The 22,817-nt window shown below is 40.4% G+C and carries 20 protein-coding genes; 1 reads left to right on the top strand and 19 read right to left on the bottom strand.

Annotated features, from left to right (window positions below):
* Positions 1-281: 281 nt before the first annotated feature.
* From QM941_RS01240 to miaA, 8 genes are all read right to left on the bottom strand, one after another.
* Positions 282-2,030, bottom strand: coding sequence for a glycoside hydrolase family 13 protein (locus QM941_RS01240; protein ID WP_414337981.1), 1,749 nt, complete (start codon positions 2,028-2,030; stop codon positions 282-284).
* Positions 2,031-2,327: 297 nt separating this feature from the next.
* Positions 2,328-2,915, bottom strand: coding sequence for an SMI1/KNR4 family protein (locus tag QM941_RS01235; RefSeq protein WP_414338867.1), 588 nt, complete (start codon positions 2,913-2,915; stop codon positions 2,328-2,330).
* 44 nt (positions 2,916-2,959) lie between these two features.
* Positions 2,960-4,027, bottom strand: a complete 1,068-nt coding sequence (locus QM941_RS01230) for an ankyrin repeat domain-containing protein (RefSeq protein WP_414337979.1) — start codon at positions 4,025-4,027, stop codon at positions 2,960-2,962.
* Positions 4,028-4,216: 189 nt separating this feature from the next.
* Positions 4,217-4,972: an SDR family NAD(P)-dependent oxidoreductase gene (locus tag QM941_RS01225; protein WP_414337977.1), complete on the bottom strand. Its 756-nt coding sequence runs from the start codon at positions 4,970-4,972 to the stop codon at positions 4,217-4,219.
* A 20-nt stretch (positions 4,973-4,992) separates the two neighbouring features.
* Entirely contained in the window at positions 4,993-5,922 is a 930-nt protein-coding gene (rnz, locus tag QM941_RS01220; RefSeq protein ID WP_414337974.1) for a ribonuclease Z, read from the bottom strand.
* A 14-nt stretch (positions 5,923-5,936) separates the two neighbouring features.
* On the bottom strand, positions 5,937-6,560 hold the full coding sequence (locus QM941_RS01215; RefSeq protein WP_414337971.1) for a cystathionine beta-lyase: 624 nt from the start codon (positions 6,558-6,560) through the stop codon (positions 5,937-5,939).
* Positions 6,553-7,791: a GTPase HflX gene (gene hflX, locus QM941_RS01210; protein ID WP_414337968.1), complete on the bottom strand. Its 1,239-nt coding sequence runs from the start codon at positions 7,789-7,791 to the stop codon at positions 6,553-6,555. The genes QM941_RS01215 and hflX overlap by 8 nt, the downstream gene beginning before the upstream one ends.
* The gene (miaA, locus tag QM941_RS01205) at positions 7,784-8,668 is read right to left on the bottom strand and encodes a tRNA (adenosine(37)-N6)-dimethylallyltransferase MiaA (protein ID WP_414337966.1); all 885 of its coding nucleotides are present in this window, start codon (positions 8,666-8,668) and stop codon (positions 7,784-7,786) included. The genes hflX and miaA overlap by 8 nt, the downstream gene beginning before the upstream one ends.
* Before the next feature lie 122 nt (positions 8,669-8,790).
* Between miaA and QM941_RS01200 the strand changes: the two genes are divergently transcribed.
* Positions 8,791-8,961: a DUF3042 family protein gene (locus QM941_RS01200; protein WP_060956055.1), complete on the top strand. Its 171-nt coding sequence runs from the start codon at positions 8,791-8,793 to the stop codon at positions 8,959-8,961.
* Positions 8,962-9,004: 43 nt separating this feature from the next.
* Here QM941_RS01200 and QM941_RS01195 read toward each other — a convergent pair whose 3' ends face one another.
* The 11 genes from QM941_RS01195 to QM941_RS01145 form a co-directional block, all read right to left on the bottom strand.
* Positions 9,005-9,844 (bottom strand): thymidylate synthase, encoded by an 840-nt coding sequence (locus QM941_RS01195; protein ID WP_414337963.1) that lies wholly within the window; start codon positions 9,842-9,844, stop codon positions 9,005-9,007.
* Positions 9,845-9,942: 98 nt separating this feature from the next.
* Positions 9,943-10,902, bottom strand: a complete 960-nt coding sequence (locus QM941_RS01190; RefSeq protein WP_414337960.1) for an ROK family glucokinase — start codon at positions 10,900-10,902, stop codon at positions 9,943-9,945.
* A 105-nt stretch (positions 10,903-11,007) separates the two neighbouring features.
* Positions 11,008-11,868: an excalibur calcium-binding domain-containing protein gene (locus tag QM941_RS01185; protein WP_414337958.1), complete on the bottom strand. Its 861-nt coding sequence runs from the start codon at positions 11,866-11,868 to the stop codon at positions 11,008-11,010.
* A gap of 49 nt (positions 11,869-11,917) precedes the next feature.
* Positions 11,918-12,535, bottom strand: a complete 618-nt coding sequence (locus QM941_RS01180) for an alpha/beta fold hydrolase (protein WP_414337956.1) — start codon at positions 12,533-12,535, stop codon at positions 11,918-11,920.
* Positions 12,536-14,257, bottom strand: coding sequence for an aminodeoxychorismate synthase component I (gene pabB, locus QM941_RS01175; protein WP_414337954.1), 1,722 nt, complete (start codon positions 14,255-14,257; stop codon positions 12,536-12,538). It abuts the gene before it with no gap.
* 118 nt (positions 14,258-14,375) lie between these two features.
* A complete protein-coding gene (locus QM941_RS01170; RefSeq protein ID WP_414337952.1) occupies positions 14,376-19,382 on the bottom strand; it encodes an SIALI-17 repeat-containing surface protein in 5,007 nt (1,668 codons plus the stop codon).
* 151 nt (positions 19,383-19,533) lie between these two features.
* On the bottom strand, positions 19,534-19,737 hold the full coding sequence (locus tag QM941_RS01165; protein WP_004252288.1) for a helix-turn-helix domain-containing protein: 204 nt from the start codon (positions 19,735-19,737) through the stop codon (positions 19,534-19,536).
* A 17-nt stretch (positions 19,738-19,754) separates the two neighbouring features.
* Positions 19,755-20,231: a DUF2975 domain-containing protein gene (locus QM941_RS01160; RefSeq protein WP_414337950.1), complete on the bottom strand. Its 477-nt coding sequence runs from the start codon at positions 20,229-20,231 to the stop codon at positions 19,755-19,757.
* 67 nt (positions 20,232-20,298) lie between these two features.
* Positions 20,299-20,790 (bottom strand): hypothetical protein, encoded by a 492-nt coding sequence (locus QM941_RS01155; protein WP_414337947.1) that lies wholly within the window; start codon positions 20,788-20,790, stop codon positions 20,299-20,301.
* Positions 20,791-21,069: 279 nt separating this feature from the next.
* Positions 21,070-22,185 carry a peptide-methionine (R)-S-oxide reductase MsrB gene (gene msrB, locus QM941_RS01150; RefSeq protein ID WP_414337944.1) on the bottom strand — a complete coding sequence of 372 codons (1,116 nt, stop codon included), beginning with the start codon at positions 22,183-22,185 and terminating at the stop codon, positions 21,070-21,072.
* Between the two features lie 9 nt (positions 22,186-22,194).
* On the bottom strand, positions 22,195-22,755 hold the full coding sequence (locus tag QM941_RS01145; protein ID WP_414337942.1) for a TlpA family protein disulfide reductase: 561 nt from the start codon (positions 22,753-22,755) through the stop codon (positions 22,195-22,197).
* Positions 22,756-22,817 lie beyond the last annotated feature (62 nt).

Raw genomic sequence — 22,817 nt, 5'->3', positions numbered from 1 at the left:
GTAACCGCTTCCATTTATAAAAGGAAAGCGCTTAACTTTTGTTGTATAATACTTTTATTCTATAAAATAATATAGGAATTTTCAATAGTTGCCCTATAAAATTCATACTTTTGAATGTTTTTTCTAAAATTTGTAGAAAATTATAAAAAGCTGAATGTACATTTAATTTAATTACCCAAAAAGCTGTCCCACTATAGGACAGCTTCTTGTTTTTTTGCATCTAAAGTCAAATAATCACTTCTTTTTATTTTGTAACTAGATACTTGTTCCAGTTGATTGCTTTATTTCGAAACAGTAATGATAAAACCATCTGGCAAGATGACTTGCTGACCATCTTCAAGCTGGCAATGATTCGCTAAATCAACAGAGTCTCTTTCTAAAACAAAATTCTCAGAAGACTGATTAAAGATTGCCTGAACTTCTTTTCCTTGGTAGTTCCACTTCAAAGATAGGACATCTGGTTTCACCTCTTCCAAGCGATAATTTCCATGCTGAATCATACTTGCAACTTCCTTACGGACTTGAATCAACTGTTTCATAAAATTCAGCATATCATTATCCTCAGACACACGCTCCCAAGGCATGACACGACGGCAGTCAGGGTCTGGTCCACCAATTAGGGCCAACTCTGTTCCGTAATAGATACAAGGAGTCCCTTTTTGAAGGTAGAGGAAAGTTAGAGCAGCCTTGACATGCTGAATATTTCCTTTGGCAGTTGTGAGGATACGCTCTGTATCATGAGAATCTAAAAGGTTAAACATTACCTCTGAGATTTGTTGCTTGTAGTACATAGACTGGCTATTGATTTCTGAAATAAATTGCTCCGTCTTTTTACGCTGACGCAAGAAATAATCCTTGATACTTTCAGAGAGTGGGTAGTTCATGACCGCATGGAACTCATCCCCTTGTAGCCAAGGCTGAGACGTATGCCAGATTTCACCTAAAATATACAAATCAGGCTTTTTAGCTAGAACTGCCTTTCTAAAATCTTTCCAGAACTGATGGTCAATTTCATTGGCAACGTCCAAGCGCCAAGCATCAATATCAAAATTTTCAATCCAGTAAGTTGCAACACTGAGAAGATAGTCCCTAACCTCCGGATTAGCTGTATTCAACTTAGGCATATAGCTAGCAAAGGCAAAGGTATGATAAGGGAGTTGTCTTGGATTCTGAAGTTTATCCTCAGTAACTGGGAATTCTTGGATATGGAACCAATCTTTATATGGTGACTTTTCTCCCTTCTTTAGAACATCCTGCCATTGGGCAGACTGGTAGCCGATATGATTGAAAACAGCATCTAGCATAATCTTGATGCCACGTTTATGAGCTTTCTCGACTAGATTACGAAAGACTTCCTTGTCTCCAAAGTGACGGTCGATTTCAAAATAATCCGTCGTATCGTACTTGTGATTGGTCGTAGCTTCAAAAATCGGACATAGGTAAAGTCCAGTGATTCCCAAATCTTTAAGATAGTCTAAATGATCAATAATCCCTTGTAAATCTCCACCAAAAAAATTATCCATGTTAGGTGCAATGGCAGCATCCCACTCTCGAGCTCCATCTGGAGTCAGATTAGGATTTCCATTAGCAAATCGTTCTGGGAAAATCTGATACCAAACGGTATTTGAAACCCAGTCAGGAACCTGACATCCGTCGATTTCGTGAATATAAGGAAGCTTAAAGCCGTTTCCATCAGCATCCAAGTTTTCTTGAGTATGTTCTACACAACCCTTATCACCATAGAAAACACCTTGACCTTCTTTATCAAGGAGCTCAAAGAGATACTGAATGCGAGCAAAATCAACAGAGACCGTAACCTGCCAATAATCAAACAAGGCGTCCGAGGTTACTTTGGTCATCTCCTTCTTGGCTTCATACTTATCCTCGATGAAGATAAAGGGATCTCCATAATGTAAAATGATCTGCTGGACATCATTTTTCTTGGTTCTAATTCGGATATGTAGCTGACCTTCTTTGTACAGATAAGCATACTCTGATTCTGGCCTATGATAAATAGCTGTCAATTCCATGTATTGTCTCCTAAATAATCATCATCAGCAAAAACGCAAACGTTTTCATGAATATTAGAACTAGTATACTATTTTAAGACTTAAATTGCAATACTTGGTCAAATTTGACAAGAAAACAACTCAAAATAGATACTGTAGACTAATCAAGAAATATCAGCACCTATCAATAAAAAGCTCCCAAATTCAGCCTCACAGCCTAGTCAATCTGACAAAGGGCAAGTTCTTTTAATCCTCTGTCGTACAGGAAGGTTAAACAAATGTTATCTGTTATATTTTGAACTTGGTACATTTGTCCGTTCATACTATCTCATCCATGATCCCTTCAATCAGATTTGTAAGGCTTTTAGCCACATAGATCACCTGATCAGGATCATGGATATAGCAAATAACCTGTCCTTCCTGACCCTCCTGGTCTGGATCAAAATCCAGCATAAGATAACAAGAGTCACAATACTGAGCAAAAGGAAGCCATTTTTTATTAAAAAGATAGGGCTTAATTCTACTATCATGCATGTTTTCTAAGTCTTGACTAGAAAAATAGTCGGGAAATTCGGTTAACAGAGCATCTCTATTTTGAAAGTACTTTTTACAAGTCTCAATTTCCTGTAGACTCATGAGAGAAAAAGTCAGCTCTCTCTGGTCAATTACACAAGGTAAAATAGAGAAGTATTTACTCCCATTTTTATAACTATAAAGCTCTTTGAAGTCACTAGGTGGACGAATGCCAAATATTTCCTCAAAGGCTTGAAGCTCTGCCTCAGAAGCACCAGAAATGCCCTGATAATCTTCCAGATATCCTTCCTCTACAGGATCATCCAAATCCCAGTCTTCAAAACACTCACAAATATAAGTTTCTATTTTTTTAACTTGATCAATTAGTTGCATCATTTCACCTTGAGTTCTTTATTTTAACTAGCTTCAAATTCCTTTTACCGCTTATAACTTGGTTCTTCTAGGGGAAGGGGTTCAGGATTTTGCTCAATCCAAGCAATAGCTAGCTGACACAGGCGGTCTAAGCGAGGCTCGTCATCAAAATCTTTCCCATAAACCTGAGCAATAAGCTCTTTAGTCTCTGCTAATTCCTGTTCTGAAAGTGGGATTCCTAGAGACAAGTATTGAGGGAGAGCCTGTAGCATCTTGCGGTAGTCTCTGTCCCAGTTAGCCCCACCGTTTCGATCCAGTTCATCTCGAACTCTGCCTGGGATACGGACAACTTCTCCCTGAACAGTTTTGGCTGCTCCACTTGAAGGAATCAAGAAAGACCATAGTTCCTCATATTGCTCCTCCCAGCTACCTTCTTTTACGAGAATCGGAGAAACTCCATCGTGGGTTATTCGTTTTGCTACCGGCTTGACATCAAACAAAGCATAAAGTTTTTCTAGACCCTGATCTGCTGCTTCTAGATAGTCGGGATTGATCCCTTCTCTATGAAATTCAAAATCCTTACCAATATTTTCAACCTTTTCTTTCATAGCAGATGTTTTCTTAGCACCTGCATCCAGCAGCATAGAGGCAATTTCAGCTGTTTGGGCAATATAGATTCCTCGACAGACAGTGAGTACGGAGTCTAGTGGGGTCTGTCCCCTATCATTTTTAGGGTTGACATTTGCTCCCTTTTCTATGAGAAGTGCAACGGTCTTAGGATGAAAAAACTGAGCTGCCACATGCAAGGGTGTATTGCCATAAGTATTGGTTTTTTCAATGTCTGCACCCAATTCGAGCAAGAGTTTTACAGTATCTCTTCCCACGGTTGCCTGACGATACAAAGGAGTTGCTCCATAATAATCAGGGATATTGATATCCAAGCCCTCTTCTACAAGCCAAATAACCAGTTCATCAGGTACACCACCGAAATGGAGAGCCGTACTTAAGCTATATCTACCATCATGGGCAGTTAACTCACACTTATCATATACGGCCTTTAATTGGTCAATATTGCCATCAGTTAGTAGTTCATTAAAGTCCTTGGGTAAGGTAACTCTTTTCTTTTTTGCCATTTTTTCTCCTGTATCCATCATTCTATCTTTTTGTACCTAGATTGTACTCTAAGTATCTTCTTGATTTCTTTTATTTGTATTATACCCTAAAAGCTATGAATAGGCACTAATAAGCTTGATTTTTAATTTTAAAACACTCTTCTTTCATGAAATTAAATCAAAAAGCTATTCCTTAAAGGAATAGCTTTTTTACTTATAATTAAAAGTTTCTCCTGCCAACTTATCTGCTAACTTAGGAAAGAGGGTATAAAATTTATGAGCTGAATTAAGCAAAATCGGGAGATTGAGCTCGCGTTTGTTTTTTCTGATGATCTTAACAATTTTTTGCGCGACAGCATCTGGCTCGAGTAGGAAGCGGTCAACCGATTTGAGGTAGGTCCCATCTGGGTCTGCCTGGTCAAAAAATCCTGTACGGATTGGACCTGGATTAACCGTTGTCACATAGACACCATAGGGCATGAGCTCAAGGCGAAGAGCATTTGAAAAACCAATGGCCGCAAACTTGGTCGCAGAGTATAGACTAGACTTAGCAGTCGCAATCAATCCTGCCATGCTGACGATATTGATGATATGCCCTTTTCGAATCTCCTTCATACGAGAAGCAACCAAACGAGACAGATTCATCAAAGCAAAGGTATTAACCTCAAACATTTGATGAATGTCTTGATCAGAAATCTTGTCAAAATCTTCAAAAATCCCATAACCAGCGTTGTTAATTAAAACATCAATCTTGCCATAACTCTGATAGAGTTCAGCAACTAGTTCTTCTAATGCTTGAGCGTCGGTAATATCAATTTCAATCAATTCTACCTGAGGATGATCTCCGTATAACTGAACTAGTTTTTCCTTATTTCTACCTAGCAAAATGAGTTGGTCTTGAGGCAAGAGTTTGACCATTTCTTGGGCTAGACCCCCGCTAGCACCTGTAATGAGAATGGTTCGCATGATTCTCCTTTCTCTAGAAACTAGATTTCCACTTCTTCCAAGTCTTTAACCACATGGACATTTTCAAAAATCGTTGCAGCATCTTTCTTAAGCTGGCTGATATCTTTTGAAAGAAAACGGGCGCTGATATGGTTGAGCAAGAGTCGTTTGGCTCCTGCTTCTACTGCAACTTGCGCTGCCTGCATGTTAGTTGAGTGACCGTGATTGCGGGCAATTTTCTCATCACCCTTGCCATAAGTGGACTCATGGACAAGGACATCCGCATTGACAGCCAGACGCACACTGGCATTGGTTTTGCGAGTGTCACCTAAGATAGTGATAATCTTACCTGGTCGTGGAGCTGAGATGTAGTTTGCTGCCTTGATCTCAGTCCCATCTTCTAAAACAACATCCTGACCATTCTTGATTTTCCCAAAAAGTGGTCCAAATGGTACACCGGCAGCCTTGAGTTTTTCAGCATCCAAGGTCCCTTCTAGGTCCTTTTGCATGACACGATAACCCACACAGAAAATAGTGTGATCCAACTCTTCCGCGTAGACTGTAAATTTATCGGTTTCAAGAATTTTCCCTAGAGAAGCTTGGTCAAATTCATGGAAATGAATCTTATAGGGCAAGCGTGAACCTGACACTCGTAGACTGGTCAAGACAAAAGATTTAATACCTTGAGGGCCATAGATTTCCAAATCTGTCTGCTCTTCATTGGCCTGAAAAGCGCGGCTAGAAAGAAAACCAGGCAAACCAAAAATATGATCTCCATGTAAGTGGGTAATAAAGATTTTGCTGACCTTACGTGGTCGAATCGTGGTTTCCAGAATGCGGTTTTGCGTTCCTTCTCCACAGTCAAAGAGCCAAACTTCGTTAATCTCGTCCAAGAGTTTCAGGGCGAGACTTGAAACATTGCGGGCTTTAGAGGGCTGACCAGCCCCCGTTCCTAAAAATTGAATATCCATTCGATACTTTCTAATTAATCAATATATAACATAGCAGTTCTATTTTCCGAGCGGTAATAAAATTTGCCAGAAAAAGCTCTAGCTTCTTGTAGTAAATCCTCTTGGCTGTACCCTTTAAGTCGCTTTCTTCCATCTGCTAAATTTTCCAGATCTGTCAAGGCTGTGAGATTTTCCACGTTAACAACATCCTCTTCTCCAATCACCTTCATGTAAATCTTACCAGACTCCACAAAAACTAGCTGATGGGGAAAAATTTGCGCGATCTCAAAGAGTAATTCATCCGTAATTGCTTCCTCGTTCTCTGAGAAAATGCGACCAAGACCTTCTTTCTCGTAGCAAAATCCAAAGGATTTACCAGATAGATTGAGGCGAATAAAGGGCTTGCTTTCTACAGTGAAACTTGGTTCAGCATTATAGAGGTTCAGTTCTTGGCTGACTTCTGCAAAATAATCGGTCGCAGCATCGGGGCTCTTTTTCTGGTAGAGTTCTGCAAAGTAGGCATTGACTACACTGGGTGGAGGAGTGATGAGGGCTAGCTGCTCCTGCTCAGATTTACCAGCTAAAAGTTGGTCCAGATAGACCTTGTCTAGACTTGTATAGCCACCATACTTGAGTGCCAAAGTTTTGATATCAGTCATAAAATTCTTCTAATCTCCATTTGTTTTTCTTTGAAATGTAGCCTGTAATGACTTCCCCGTCCTCTTGATATTCTCGGCTTTCAAGGATTGCCACGCTTTCTAAATCATGAATCTTGTAGGATTTCGAAAAAGGCACGCGCAGGGTAAAGGGTTCGAAAATATCCTTGATTTTTTCTAAAAATAAAGCCTGCAGCTGCTCACGACTATCCTCAGACTTGGCAGAAATGAGGGCATACGGCGTTTGAGTAGGCGTGAAATCCTCCACCAAATCCGCTTTATTATAAAGGGTCAAGCGAGGAATATCCTCCATGTCCAAGTCTTTCATGATGGAGAGAACTGTTTTTTCATGTTCCTCATGATAAGGATTGCTAGCATCGATGACATGGACCAAGAGATCTACATGCTTGCTTTCTTCAAGGGTTGACTTGAAACTTGACACCAACTCTGTCGGCAAGTCTTGGATAAATCCAACGGTATCCGTTAAAGTTACTTGGAGATTCCCACCAAGATGGATGCTTTTAGTTGTCGCATCCAGAGTCGCAAATAACTCATCAGCCTCATACTGGGTCTTGCTGGTCAAAGTGTTCATAATGGTCGATTTCCCAGCATTTGTATAACCAATCAAGCCAATCTTAAAGGTGCTTGACTCCAAACGTTTTTCCCGAACTGTCGCCCGATTTTTCTCAACCACCTTGAGTTGTCGTTCGATATCTGTAATCTGGTTGCGAACACTCCGACGATTCAGCTCCAGCTGGCTTTCACCAGGACCACGGGAACCAATTCCCCCAGCCTGACGGCTAAGCATAATCCCCTGACCAACCAAACGAGGCAAGAGGTACTTGAGCTGGGCAAGATGAACTTGGAGCTTCCCTTCGTGGCTTCGAGCTCTCATGGCAAAGATATCTAAGATTAACTGCATACGGTCAATAACTTTAACACCTAAGACTTCCTCTAAATTGACATTTTGTCGAGGTGTCAGACGGTTATTGACGATGACAGTCGTGATTTCTTCTGCATCCACCATTTTCGCTATTTCTTCCAACTTTCCAGAACCAACAAAGGTCTTGGTGTCATATTTTTCACGTTTTTGTCTGTAATTATCTACTACGACCGCACCAGCTGTCTTGGCTAAACTAGCCAGTTCTTCCATGGAGAGGTCAAAATTATCCATGCCTTGGAGTTCAACTCCAATAAGCAGGACACGCTCCTCTTTTTTCTCCGTTTCAATCATTTAAAAACTCCTCAATCTGGCTTAAAATACGGTCTTTCACACCAGATTCTCCTATCTGATAAAAGGTCACCTGCATACGATTGCGGAACCAGGTCAGCTGACGCTTGGCAAATCGACGAGTCGCCTGTTTTAGGCTGTCACTAGCTTCTTCCAAGGATTGCTCTCCACGATAATAAGGAAAGAGTTCCTTATAACCAATTCCTTTAGCAGCTTGAACATCTGGATAATGGTCAAACAGCCACTTAGCTTCCTCCAAAAGTCCAGCCTCAAACATCAAATCCACTCGGTGGTTAATCCGTTCATAAAGATGACTACGCTCATCATCCAAGCAAATAATCAGCGGTTCATATAAACTTTCTTGATTTTCCAAGTCTTTACCAAAATGGGCAATTTCCAAGGCACGCATGGCACGACGACGATTAAATTGGGGAATTTCAAGACTTGCTTGATCTACCAGATGGGCTAACTCCTCATCTGAAAAAGGCTCTAAACTAGCTCGGTAGGCTAAAATATCCTCGTGTGGTATCTCTCCACCTAGATGATATCCCTCTAGTAGACTCTGAATATAAAGTCCTGTTCCACCAGCGATAATAGCAAGTTTACCACGATTTTGAATATCCTCGATGGCCATCTTGGCTTCAGAAACAAAATCAAAAGCCGAGTAAGACTCGGTTACATCTCTCACATCAATCAAATGATGAGGGACAGTTGCCTGCTCCTCCGGACTAGCCTTGGCTGTTCCAATATCCAGTCCTCGGTATACTTGTTGGCTATCTCCACTAACTACTTCACTATTGAAACGCTTAGCAACTTCAATGGCTAGGGCAGTCTTTCCAACAGCTGTTGGGCCAACAATCACAATTATTTTGCTTTTCATCGTTTTTCCTTGAAAAATTCCCATTTTTTCGTTACTATTATTATATCACAAAATAGACAGGCAGAAAAATGCTATATTTCTAGCTAATTCTGCCTGATATATAAATTAAAGGAGGAAGACTAATGGCTAAAGGTTTTGCTAAAGGTCTCGTAACAGGTGTCGCAGGAACTGTTGCTGCTGTTGCAGGTGCAGTTTATGCAGTTAAAAAGAAAGTGATCGAACCAGAAGAACAAAAAGCAGCTTTCATCGAAGAAAATCGTAAAAAAGCAGCTCGTCGTCGCGTATCACGCTAATAATTTAAAAAAGAAGTTGGAAATTCCAACTTCTTTTTATTTATTAAATAGCCAAATCAAACTTCAATTGCGGTTTCACAGGATCATAGTCGATCAACTCAAAATCCTCTGCTTTAATATCAAAGAAATTAGTCTTGTCTGGTACATTCAAGACTAAACGTGGTTGGCAATTTGAAGGTTCACGACGGAGCAATTCCTGAGCTTGTTCGAATTGATTGTCATAGATGTGAAGGTTGTTGATAAAGTAGAAGAATTTCCCAACTTTCCAACCAAAGTGTTTAGCAATCATCATTTGAAGAGCCACATACTGCATAGCATTGATATGGTGGGCCACCAGCATATCATTAGAACGCTGGGTCAAGGTTGCATCCAGATAGATGTCCCCATCTACACGACGGACATCAAACATGGTCTGGAAGGCACAAGGAAGAAGGCCATCTGTCTCCTCAAAAGCCTGATAATCCCAAAGTGAAATGATATTACGACGGTTCCAAGGATTGGCTTCTAACTGTTTGAGAATCTTGTTAATGATGTCATGCTTCTTAACAACAGCCCCATAACGTTCCCCAATAGTCCCTGTATCTCCAACTTCCCAGTCATTCCAGTAGTGAACATTGTACTTGTCATTGAGAACTTCCAAACTATTGGTCTGATCTTGGTAGATCCAAAGCACTTCTTTAATAGCTGATTTAATAGCGATAGGACGCAAAGTTGTGATGGGAAATTCCCCCTTTGACAAATCATACTCCGCAAAAGCTCCAGTTACATACTTAGAGTTGGCAACTGTCCCGTCCTTGTACTTGGGACGAGCCTGTTCTGAAAAGACACCTTCATTGAGAATTCGCTCAATATTTTCTTTAAAAATCGTATCTGCTTTTGTCATTTACTCTCACCTCTATTATTGTCTTAACTAGTATAGCATAAAAAAAGAAAGGAAGAAAATCACTAGCTTTAAGTTAGTGTTTTTCTCCTTTTTACTTTTTATTGCAATACAAGAGATGCTGCCCCAATAACTCCAGCATCATTTCCTAGAGTTGCAAGAGCTAATTTCGTTGTTGTACGAACTTGTGGGAAGGTATTTTCATCATAAATCTTTTGCACGCCTTGGAGAAGGAATTCCCCCGCAGCTGATACACCACCACCGATAACGATTGTTGATGGGTTTAGGATTGAACCGATGTTGGCACATGCAATACCCAAGTAACGTGAGAAGTTACGGTAAACGATCAAGGCAAGATCGTCCCCTTCTTTTGCCAAGTCAAAGACAGTTTTAGCTGTTACTTCTTCACCGTCATCGATCAAACGTTTCAACTCTGCATCGCCTTCGTATTCATCCGCATAACGACGAGTCAAATTGACAATACCTGTCGCTGAAGCTACTGTCTCAAGACAGCCTTTTTTACCACAAGTACATGCGATTGGTTGATCAAAGTCAACTGTGATGTGTCCAAGTTCACCAGCAGCACCTGCAACACCGTGAAGCAATTTACCTTCTGCCACGATACCGCCACCAACACCTGTACCCAGAGTCATAAAGACAACGTCTGGTTGGTTTTCACCGGCACCCATCCAACGCTCACCAAGTGCGGCTACGTTAGCATCATTGTCGATAAAGAATGGAATACCCAAGGCTTTTTCCATCTTTTCTTTGATTGGTTGAAGAGTTTTCCAGTTGAGGTTATAGGCACCGATAACAGTTCCCTTATCACGATCAACCACACCAGGTGAACCCATACCAATCCCTTGGAAATCTGCTGCAGACAATCCAAGCAATTCAAAACGATGTTGAATAGATTCAATCATATCGTCTACAATATGGCTTCCCTCATCCAAAATGTTAGTCTTGATAGACCATTTTTCTTGGATTTCTCCTTCTTGAGTTAAAATTGCGAACTTAACAGATGTCCCACCAAGGTCAATCCCGATAATCTTTTGACTCATCTTTTTCTCCTTTTATTATAAATTGAAAATGCTTACAGTACTAGTATACCAAAATCCGCCTATCTGTGCAAAGGTTTGCATTAACTTTCCAGATTTTTTTCTATTCTATGGTTTCCACAAACCAGAAGCATCTACATAATAGCGTCCACCATCCACTCGCTCATTCTTAGCCATTTTGCCGTCTGATTTGAGATAGTAGTTTCCTTGCCATGCATTGCGAGCATAAGAGCCATCTGATTTTAAGTAGTACCAAGATTGATAAGAATAGTCATAAACCCATTCACTCTGAGCCATTTTCCCATTTGACTTGAGGTAATATGCACCTTGCCAAGTATTACGCGCATAAGATCCATCTGATTTGAGGTAATACCAAGCTTTGTAGTAAGAATCATAAAGCCATTCACCCTGAGCCATCTTACCATCTGATTTGAGGTAGTAACTTCCTTGCCAAGTATTGCGTGCATAAGAACCATCTGATTTGAGGTAATACCAGGCTTGGTAATAGTTATCGTATACCCACTCATTCTCAGCCATTCTTCCATCTGACTTGAGATAGTATGCACCCTGCCAAGTATTTGTTACTGGTTTCCCATTTTCAGAAAAATAGTACCAAGATCCATTCTGACGAACCCAGCCACTTTCAGCTGCTACACTTGGGGTAGGTGTTGCACTATTTGGTGCTACACTATCAGGTGCTACATTGGTGTTAGCTTGAGATGTACTCGACTTTTTCTCTTTTAAAACACCCTTAGGCGCATTCTTTGATTCACAGGCAATCCCATCATGATCTTTATCTAGAGTAGCAGAATACCCTGGTTCTCCCTTATGAATATCTGCATAACCATTCTCCCAAGCTTCCTTACAGCTTGAAAAATGGATACTTTCATCTGCCACAACTGGATGTAAAAACAAAGCTAGAGCAGGTAAAGAAGCTAGGCCTAGTTTTAATAAATGACGTTTGTTCATGATTTTCTCCTAAAATTATAATATCAACTTCAATATTATTTTATCAAACTTATTTCAGCAATTCAAGAAAATTTCTAGTTATTTCTGCAAACTCTTTTGGTTTTGCCCTATTCAAAATATGAGGGCCGTCAGGGATAATCTGAAACTGGGAATTTGGCATCAGTTCTTGAATAGCTTTCATTGAACTGAGATTAGGCTTATCCTGACTACCACAAACTAACAAGCTTGGATAGGGACAATTCCGTGCACTCTCTCTTAAATCAAGTGTTTTTAATTCCTCAGAAACTCCAACCATAAGAGCCTTATCTGCTCCCTGTTTCTCAAATATCCTCTTAGGCAGCAATTTAAATATCAGCACCTGAATGTAAAAAGGGATATTGCCCGCTAGTTTCAATGGACAACCTGATAAAACCAAGGCCTGAAGATTTGGCAAATCATAACTTGACAGCTCTAATGCAAGGGCAGCTCCTAAGGACAAACCGATTAGGATAAAAGGTTCTGTCTCCTTTGATAAGTGCTGATAAATGTGCTCCTTGACTTCTTGATAGCTAGTAACTCCAGTAGGGAATAAGTCAAGGGCTTCAGAGGGATAATCTGCAAGCAATTCTTGCACTTCTTGCCAACTCTCCGCTGACTGACCTAGTCCATGTAAAAATATTAGTTTCATTTAGTTCTCCTGCAATGATAACTCATACAAACCTCTCACTGCATTACAAGCATAGATGGCTTCTGCCTGTTTCAAATCTCCTATGGTTAAAACCTTTTCTTCTGTCTGCCTGCTCTCAAGCAAGTGTTGACGATAAATCCCTGGTAACAGGCCTAGCTGACTAGGAGGTGTATAGAGCTTGCCATCCATTTTTAAGACCAAATTCCCAATAGAGGTTTCAAGCAATTTTCCATCAGCAGTGTGATAGATGATTTCCTGCTCTCCCACTGTCAAATGTGGTCGGTGTGTCGTCTTAAAGTAGGTAAAGGCCTGCTCCAAATCAGCTTCTTGCTGACAAAGCTTGGCCTGACAAAAACTAGAGCTAAGCGTTGTCAATACTTGTCGTTCAATTTCAATCTCTCCAGATTTGCTGAGACTGATTCGTATCCGATAATCTTGATGGACGCCACAAGACTGGTACTCCTTCTCTATTTTTTGTTTCAAAACTTCTTGGTCAAATGGAAAGGCAAAATAACGACTAGCCTTTTGCAATCTTTCTAGATGTTGCTTTTCAAAGAACAATTTTTTCTGGCTGATTTTCCCTGTCGTAATCAATTGAAAACGAGGTTGTTTTCGGTAAAGAACAGCTGCCTTTTGATGGACTTCACGGTATTCTGACTCCCAAGTACTATCCCAAGTGATGCCACCTCCGACACCATAGATAGCTTGCCCTCCATGCAGTTGAATAGTTCGAATAGCCACATTGAAAATCCGTCGTCCATTGGGAAGTAGGAGGCCAACAGTTCCACAGTAAACTCCTCTAGCTTGTGGTTCCAAGTTCTTGATAATTTCCATGGTCGCTATCTTGGGAGCTCCTGTAATGGAGCCACATGGAAAGAGTGAACGGAAGATTTCAACTAGGTCAACATCTGGTCGTAACTGACTCTTGATAGTTGAAGTCATCTGCCAAACTGTAGAATACTGCTCTACTTGGCATAAACGCTCTACATACTCACTACCCACCTCAGACAGACGATTCATGTCATTGCGCAAGAGGTCCACTATCATCATATTCTCTGAACGATTTTTGGGGTCCTGCTCCAACCAAGCTGCTTCTTTCAAGTCGTCATCATCATTCAAACCACGTTTAGTCGTTCCCTTCATAGGGCGAGTCGTCAACTCACGACCATTTTGCTCGAAAAAAAGCTCTGGGCTCATGGAAATCACTGCCATGTCGTCATGCTCTATGTAAGCATTGTAACCCGCCTCCTGCTCAACCACCATACGATTGTAGATAGCAAAAGGATTGGCAGACAACTCCTGCTTGAGTTGAACCGTATAATTGACCTGATAAGTATCGCCCTGTCGTAAATGATGGTGAATCTGAGCAATTGCCTTTTCATAGTCCTCAGCAGATGTTACTTCCTGCCAGTTTGATGGCAAATCCACCTCCTCATAAGTCAGAGGAATGCTAGAGATTTCAACACTGTCATGAACAGTGAAGTAAAGTAAATATTCTCCCAGTAAGGGAGCTGAGTGTACTGCTAATGTTTCCTCAAAAGCTGGCGCAGCCTCATAGCTGACATAGCCTACCACATAATAGCCTTGCTCTTGATAGCTTTCCACTTGTGCTAATAAGTCCGTCACTTCTGCTAAATTTCTGGTTTTTAACTCTTTAATAGGCTGGGTAAAGGTGTATCGCTCGCCCAAAGCCCTAAAATCAATCACTGTTTTTCTATGCATATCCTAAGTATACCATAAAAGCCAGACCCCAACAGGAATCTGGCAATTTTATTCTCTGAGAATGCTAAAGTAGATTTCACTTCCTTAGCAAATCTAAAAACACACTCTCTTTTATCTATCATTTGGGAAAGAGTTCGGATGAAAAGGCATCTGTGACCTGCAATAGTTTTTGGAAGACTTTTTTCTTCAGAGCTACTGTATAGTTTGCAACTGAGCCTCCATACTTAAAGTTTCGGTAATCCGTTTCTACTGCTTGGTCAAACAAATCTTGCAATTTCTCGTAAGAATCAATTTGTTGGCCATCAATTTCAAAACTATGAATTCCTCGTTTTGCCTTGGCAATAATAGCGTCAAACCAGGCCTTCTTCCATTCTTCTAAGTTCTGGAACTTGCCCTTCGAAACCTTCTGGATAATGAAATCATCTCCAAGGGTGTCATGCCCCTCGCTTAACGCCTCATCCTTGTATTTATTAGAAGCATAGCCTAGGAAACCATTTTCGTAGCCATAATATCCCCACATACGGAAGGCATTATGCTTGAAGGAAATGGCTCCTGGAGCTCCCTGACTGGTATTTCCACCGTAGATAGCATCCACCATCTTGACATTGACATAAGCTGTCTTGAGTTCTTCTGGTCGGTAAGTTCCCTGATAATGCCTATTGGTGATGATGTTATGTTTGATTAAGTCATCCACAGAATTTAGCTGAGTCTTGGCTTCTTCATCTGTCAATGGACGGACATAATCCCACTGGTTAGGAGCAAGGAGTTTATTATCCTGGTCCTGATAGCGCATTTGCTTGGTCATCTTGCTGAACCAAGCCTTCTTCAAAGCGAGATCATTCTTAGCCAGAACTCTTTCTCCTTCCAGATAATCTAGAAGCATCAAGGCCTCGTTATAACCCTTCATGTAGTGGTCAATCTGCTGGCGTGTTTGCAACTTAGTTGGATCAGGATTGTACCATTGGTCCCCATCATTTGGTCGCATGTAAGCCATGTTGAGACCGAGGGCCCCGTACTCACCCTGATGACCTTCCTCAGCTGGCGACTGAAGCATGCCCTGAGCATAGGCTTCTACATAGGTTCCTTCACGATGTTTGTAGCCACCCAGATAGACAATACGATCGTTGACGTGAGTTGTCTCATGGGTGTAGACAGACAAACCATACTCACTCATCATATCGATTTCCACAAAGTGAACAGCATCTCTGGCATTTATCTTAGGATAGATAGAAGCATAAGCCCCTAGCTTATTGTCCTTATAGTAACGTCCTGCTGGTCCAAATACTTCACGAATTGGCGCGTAGTCTTCCATACCACTAGTATGTCCATAACGCTCTACCCAGCCACGTCTATCAACGCGATAACCTTCCCAAACTGGTGTAGCTACATTAAAATCACTCTTAACCATACGGTCTTTAACTTCATCAGCAGCAAGTCGATACCAGAAGTCCAAGTAAGTCAACTGACGGTCCGCTACTAGATCAATGTCAGCCTTCATCTGGTCTATGGTTTTGCCAGATTTATCAGCTGATCCGAAGGTAATGGTATTGTAGTTGGAAATCAGGAACATCTGTGCCTTCTTGACATTCAACAAAGGCAGAATCATATTGCGATGCAACCAGTTATTAAGATTGTCATAAGCCCGATGCTTTCGATTTGCAATTTCTTGATTCTTCGAAGCTCGCTCTGCTATGTAGACATGGCCCTTGGTGGCATTCACAAACCAGTCATTCATATCCTTGTCAGTCGTCAATAACTGTCTGTTGTAGTCTAAGAAGGCATGTAAATCTTCAGATTTTGTATCTTTGGCTAGGACTCTGGCAAAGGTTTCATGAGTCTGGTCGCCTTTTAGGTTGTTCTCTCTTGAACCAAGTTCAATCAATCGATCCAAGATATCCACATTTTGGCCATAAAAATGTGGTTTAAAGAGCATGAGTTCTTTCAGATTGTAATCCGCAAATCGGATACCGTAATAGCGATTGAGATAAGCAAGTCCCAGCATGATAGCTGATTGATTGTCCTGAACTTTTTTCTTCAAGGCAGCAGTTCTAGCAGGCGATTCATTCCACTGGTAGTCTAGATTTGTAAGTAACTTATCAACCAGGATTCCTAGCTTCGCTTTGACCTCTGCAAGGCTTTCTTCTAGATACCAGTTCTTCACTGCCTCAACCTTTTTATCAAGGCTAGTGGCTTGATCATCTAGGATTCGATAAACTCCATCCGACTGTAAGTCCACTGTTTTCAGGATAGATGTTATCTCCTTGGCTAAGGCTGAACGATTCTTAACCAGCATATCTGGAGTATAAAGCAGATCCAAGTCAGCAATCTTGTATTCCTTGATGGCAGTCAAGCCAGAATTTTGTGAGGTGATTGCAAATATATCCTTGGTTTGATCTGCATAATGAACCATGATATGGTCTGCCGCTGACAGGTCCGTCACAAAATCTTTCCCTTTCATGGCGATAACAGAGACTACCTGCTTCTTGGCTAGATTGTGATCAAGATCCAGTTTATTTCCTTGATTCACAATCCATTCTTTATTGTAGAACGGTTGCAATTTTTCAAGGTTGCGATAGGCTTGATCATGGCGACTATCATAATCTTGAATATCCTTATAAGCGTATTCTTTTACATTAGCAATCGTAGGAGAATCAGCACTTGACTTAGCCAGATAGTAGCTAAAGCCTTCTTCAAAATTTTTCTGAGCATTGCGTTGAATCAAGTCAGTTGCTTCAGCATTCACCTTATAATATTCTTTTCCATCAATTCTCTCAGTTTGAATAGACTTGATGGCTAAACGGCTGGTCTTATGGCTCTCTGAACTAATCTTGAGGTAATAGTCTTCCAAGTTTCTTGGCACTTCTGTCAAGTGCTGAATCACAGACTCTTTGCCATTTTCAACCTTAACAAGGCTTGTTTCCTTGATATCTTTTATTTCTAGCTTTTTAAGCTCTAAACGAAGCTTCTTGTCCTCAAGCAGAGTGCTCTCCTCACCCTTACCACGATTGTAGACCATCCTTGTAGAAATAGTGTAGTCCGTGTAGAGTTTTAGATTATCAACTGTTGCTTCCAGCTGATCACTCGTCAAGTCCAGAGTCTGATCCTCTAGCCCCTTGGCTTTAATAGTGGCACTGATTTTTGAAACGGTAACGCCATCTGCCTTGTCCAAGTTATAGCTTAAGCGAGCTGAACGGCCCATCGAATTTCCAGTAATATTTGAAAGAGTTAGGACAGGTTCAGGTTTAATTTCTTCTTTTTCCTTACTTCCACGGATGATAACCTGATCTTTAGCTTCTGTTAAAATCCGTGTTATTTCTTTCGGCTCTGAAATACGTTTCCCATCTTTTTCCTCATAGCTGGTAACAATCTCTTTCTCACCATCTTGACCGACTTGCTCGATTCTTGTTTCACCGACAAGCATGTCTGGATCAATCTTTTCCCTAGTTTGTTTAGGAATCAACTCTTTTCGGACTTCAATATGTAAAGTCGGTTTTGCATCTAAAACTAGCGCTTCAGTAGCATTCACACCACCACTATAGCTAGGGAGTTCCTGTTTCAGAGCATCAACTGAAACTACGCCTCCTTCATATTCTGGCAAGGCTTCAGCTACTGTACCCGGACCATTAACGCCACCCTCAAATGATGGTTTTGTTGGTTCAACTAAGGATTCGCCTGATACCCCACCTGTAAACTCAGGGAGTTCCTGTTTCAAAGTATCAACTGGAACTGCACCTCCTTCATACTCTGGTATGGCTTCGGATACTGCTCCTTGGCCATTGACGCCGCCCTCAAATGTTGGTTTTGTTGGCTCAACCAAGGATTCGCCTGATACACCGCCTGTAAAGTCTGGTTTGTCATGGACTTCTGGGATGCCACTTTGACTGCTAAATTCTGGTGTATACTCTGGTAAGGCTTCAGCTACTGTACCTAGGCCATTGACTCCTCCTTCAAATATTGGTTTTGTTGGCTCAACCAAGGATTCGCCTGATATCCCACCTGTAAAGTCTGATTTGTCATGAACTTCTGGGACGCCACTTTGGCTACTAAATTCTGGTGTATACTCTGGCAAGGCTTCAGCTACTGTACCTGGGCCATTGACTCCACCCTCAAATATTGGTTTAGACGGCTCAACCAAGAATTCGCCTGATACCCCACCTGTAAATTCGGGTTTGTCATGAACTTCTGGTAGGCCACTTTGACTACTAAATTCTGGTGTATACTCTGGCAAGGCTTCAGCTACTGTACCTGAGCCATTGACTCCTCCTTCAAATGTTGGTTTAGGTGGCTCAACCAATGATTCGCCAGATACTCCGCCTGTAAACTCTTGTTTGTTGTGGACTTCTGGGACGCCACTTTGGCTACTAAATTCTGGTGTATACTCTGGTAAGGATTCAGCTACGGTACTTTCTCCATTGATCCCACCTTCAAATGTTGGTTTTGTTGGCTCAACCAAGGACTCGCCTGATACGCCACCTGTAAATTCGGGAATTTCATGAACAGCTGCTTGATTTACTGGTTTTGCAGGAATTTCTGGGCTTGCACTAGATGTTAGATCTTGGCCTATTCCTCTTAAATCCGACTCTAATAAATAGCCGACATATTCATAGCCTTTAATGTCAATAATCCCTTGAGATAAGCCATCTGCAGACACAAGGGTTTTAGTCTGATCATAAGCTAGCAAGTCCTTGTGCTCAAAAGCAAATACATGATAAGGGAGTAATAAACTCTTACCCACCGCAGCAATCAATAGCACTCCAACTATCTTCGAGGGCTTTTTCTTAGAAAATAGGAAAAGCACCAAACTAGCCGTCAAAAGACCAAGACCAGCCAAGGGGAAGGTGACAGATCCTGTTTGAGGTAAGATGGCTGGTCCCTGCTTGCGATAAACTAGATAATAGCTCTCTTGGCTAAGATCTTGTGGCAATTCATGGTGAATGAGTTCACGTTCAGCAGCTGTCAACTCCGATTCCGCTAAATAGTGAAAGGAAACTTGCTTGGTTTCATCAGCCTGAACCAGTTTTGGTTCAAGTGTTCCTCCAATGAAGGCAAGTCCAATCAATACCGATCCAACTCCCATGCTCAGTTTGCGAATGGCAAATTTTTGTAGTTTTTTTCTATCTTCCATGTCAGCTTTGTTCTTGTCCTTAAAGACATCTCCTTTGTTCCGCTTTTATAATCTTATTATAATATTTTGTTGATTTTTTTACAAAATATTTTCGAGATAAATTGATTATTTTTAAATAAAAAAGCGGATCAGCATTCGCTGAACCACATTTTTAGTCTGGTACATATTCCAATATATCACCAGGTTGGCACCCAAGTTCTTTGCAGATGGCTTCAAGCGTTGAAAAACGAATAGCTTTAGCCTTACCTGTCTTCAGTATTGAAAGATTTGCGGGAGTAATACCTACACGTTCTGCTAAATCTCCTGAACGCATTTTTTTCTTTGCTAATTCAACATCTAGATTAATAACAATCATAGGATAGTCTCCTTTCTCTAAATTGTAAACTCATTCTCTTCTGCAATTTCGTTTGCTTTTTCAAGGATTTTTCCAATTGTCCAAACAACGAGAGCAGTAACCATGAATGTTATATTTAAGAATGAGTAACCATTGAGTGTCAAAATCCCATCTCCTAGAAATGAGGCAATAAAGAGGGAAAGAGAAATACGATTAGCAAGTTTGACATTATGAACTGTAAAAATCTGTTCATGAATGATATTTTGGAAGAACTGTCTAACACAGAATAGTACAAACAGAATGATAAAGCTATTGATAAAGGACAAAGCACTCACTAGTATTGAAGTATTCACCATATCAGGTTTTAAGTAAATAGTTCCAAGGTTAAATAGGCTAATCTCAGTTACATTGAAAACTGTTAAAAGGATGGATATAACTAAAGACACTCCCAAGATAAAAAGTAGGATATTAATAAAACCTAAAGCAAATGGTAAGTAGGAATTTTTCTTAGACATTAATTTCAAAACCTCGTTTCTAATCTCTACTATATTATACAATATTAGTAAGTTTTACGTATATGTATTATGCTACTTTATCTGAAAATTGATTTTTGATAGAGGTAAGCACCAAGCTAGCAAGAAACAAAAATGCTGCAATCGAGAAGTTAAAAATAATATGAGCTGGGTTAAGAATAAGTTCTGTAATACCTTGGATTGCTCCTACTAGTGTCATTAAAACTGCACCTTTTTTCAAGAATGAAATGGTTGTATCTTCAAAAAAATCGCTTTCCTTAAAGTCCTTAGCAAACTGTTTTAATTTGATAAGGCCATAAGTTAGAAGTGTATTACCAGCAAAAAAGGTTAGAACAAAGGCATTAACTCCTCCCCACGCTTCGTAGCCTGATCTTGTTACCTCTGCACTTTCAGGCATTAGTTGGCTGATATCAAATTGACCAAGGAGAAGAACTAAGGAAGCGATACTAAAGAAACTGAGGGTAAAGATTCCGAAATTAGAGCCTAATGTAACAAGTGATTTAGTAAAGTTTACGATTTTAGTTGATGTAGTTTTTTTCATGATGATTTCCTCTATTATAAAATATTTTTGTTTTAGCAACAAATGAGCTCTTTTTGTTACTACTCGAAAACTTATTATTGTTTATCGATATATCTAGTATAGCATAATTTTTTTGAAACGCAACACTTTTTTATCGTTTTTTGATAATTTTTTTCTTTTATTTAAAAATATCTTTATTTAAGAGTAATGAAACTTCAAATATTATAGTCAAGACTTCTAAAAAATCAAATATGAATCTAAAACATTTTTCTAGTAAACTCTTTTGTAAGTATATCAGGTTCACTCAACATAATCTAACAAATAACCATAACCCTTTTCTTCCATTTGATCCTTTGGAATAAAACGGATAGACAGGCTGTTAATACAATAGCGGAGCCCTCCCTTGTCCTTAGGTCCGTCTGTAAAGACATGTCCCAGATGGGAATCTCCAGTTCTACTTCTGACTTCTGTTCTGACCATATTGTACGACTTGTCTTCCTTATAGGTCGCAACATCTGGACTGATAGGCTGGGTAAAGCTTGGCCAACCACAGCCCGATTCAAATTTATCTTTCGAAGAAAAGAGTGGTTCGCCAGTTGCTACATCTACATAAATGCCTGCTTCAAATTTATCCCAGTAACGATTTGAAAAGGCCCGTTCTGTTTGACTATTTTGAGTCACTGCATACTCCTCTGGAGATAGGAGTTTTTTTAATTCATCGTCACTCGGTTTTGGATATTTACTCGCATCAATAACAGGATAGGATGCTTGATTGACATTGATATGGCAATATCCATTGGGATTTTTCTGGAGATAATCTTGGTGATAGTCCTCAGCCACGATAAAATTTCTTAAGGCTTCCTTTTCAACCGCTAGAGGCTGCTCATACTTTTGAGCAACTTGCTCAAAGACTTGATTGATGACTTCTAGGTCCTGCTCGTCCTTATAGTAGACTCCCGTTCTGTACTGAGTCCCCACATCATTTCCTTGCTTATTCTTACTAATTGGATTGATAATGCGGAAATAATGGAGCAAGATCTCTTTTAGAGTAATTTGATTGGCATCGTAGGTCACATGAACAGTCTCAGCATGCCCCGTTTGGCCGATCAATTCATACTGGGTTGTTTCTCCTCTGCCATTCGCATAGCCAGAAACAGCATCTGTCACACCTGCTACTCTTGAAAAATACTCTTCAACTCCCCAGAAACAGCCTCCCGCTAGATATATTTCATGTAAGTCAGCATCTTTACTTGGCTCAGTTTTTTTCGTGACTTTTTGCCCTTGACTAACTGCTGCCTTCTCAATTTGAGTGGTATCTGTGTAGCTTGCGCTCCTTTTTTCCCAAAGAAATAAAAGTCCGATAATAACGCAAATAATGATTCCAATGAATACAATTATTTTTAATTTATCATTCATGATGAGCCTCTAATCTATGCTTTTTAGCGTCTGTAAAATAGTTTCCTTGTCCATAAAGCCTGGCTGGGTCTTAACTAGTTTACCTTCTTTATCAATAAAGGCCTGAGTCGGATAAGAACGAACTCCGTAACTCGCTAAAAGTTGTCCCGAAGGGTCTAAAAGGACAGGGAGATTTTTATAGTCCAAGCCCTGATACCATTTTTGGAAGGCTTCTTCTGCTTGCTCTCCTTTTTGACCAGGAGAAACAACTGTCAAGATGACAAAGTCATCGCCAGCTTCTTTTGCCAGTTCATCGGTATCAGGGAGGCTGGCTAGACAAATAGAGCACCAAGATGCCCAAAATTTGAGATAGACTTTTTTGCCTTTATAATCTGATAGGCGATAAGTTTTACCATCAACTCCCGTAAGCTCAAAGTCTGGAACTTCTTCTCCTTTTTTTGCAGTTTGAGAGCTAACTTGTGCATTTTTGTCTCTATTTTGCTTATCAGCTTGATTCTCCATCTGATTGTTACAAGCCGATAGACAGACCAGACTAGCGCAGACCAATACAGTTGCTTGCCATTTTTTCATTTTCATCACCTTTCTCGCTCATCATATGAATATAGATATTGTATTATAGCTCTATTATATAC

The organism is Streptococcus timonensis, from assembly GCF_047460355.1.
GTDB lineage: Bacteria > Bacillota > Bacilli > Lactobacillales > Streptococcaceae > Streptococcus > Streptococcus timonensis_A.
This window is presented reverse-complemented; position numbering and strand designations above follow the sequence as displayed.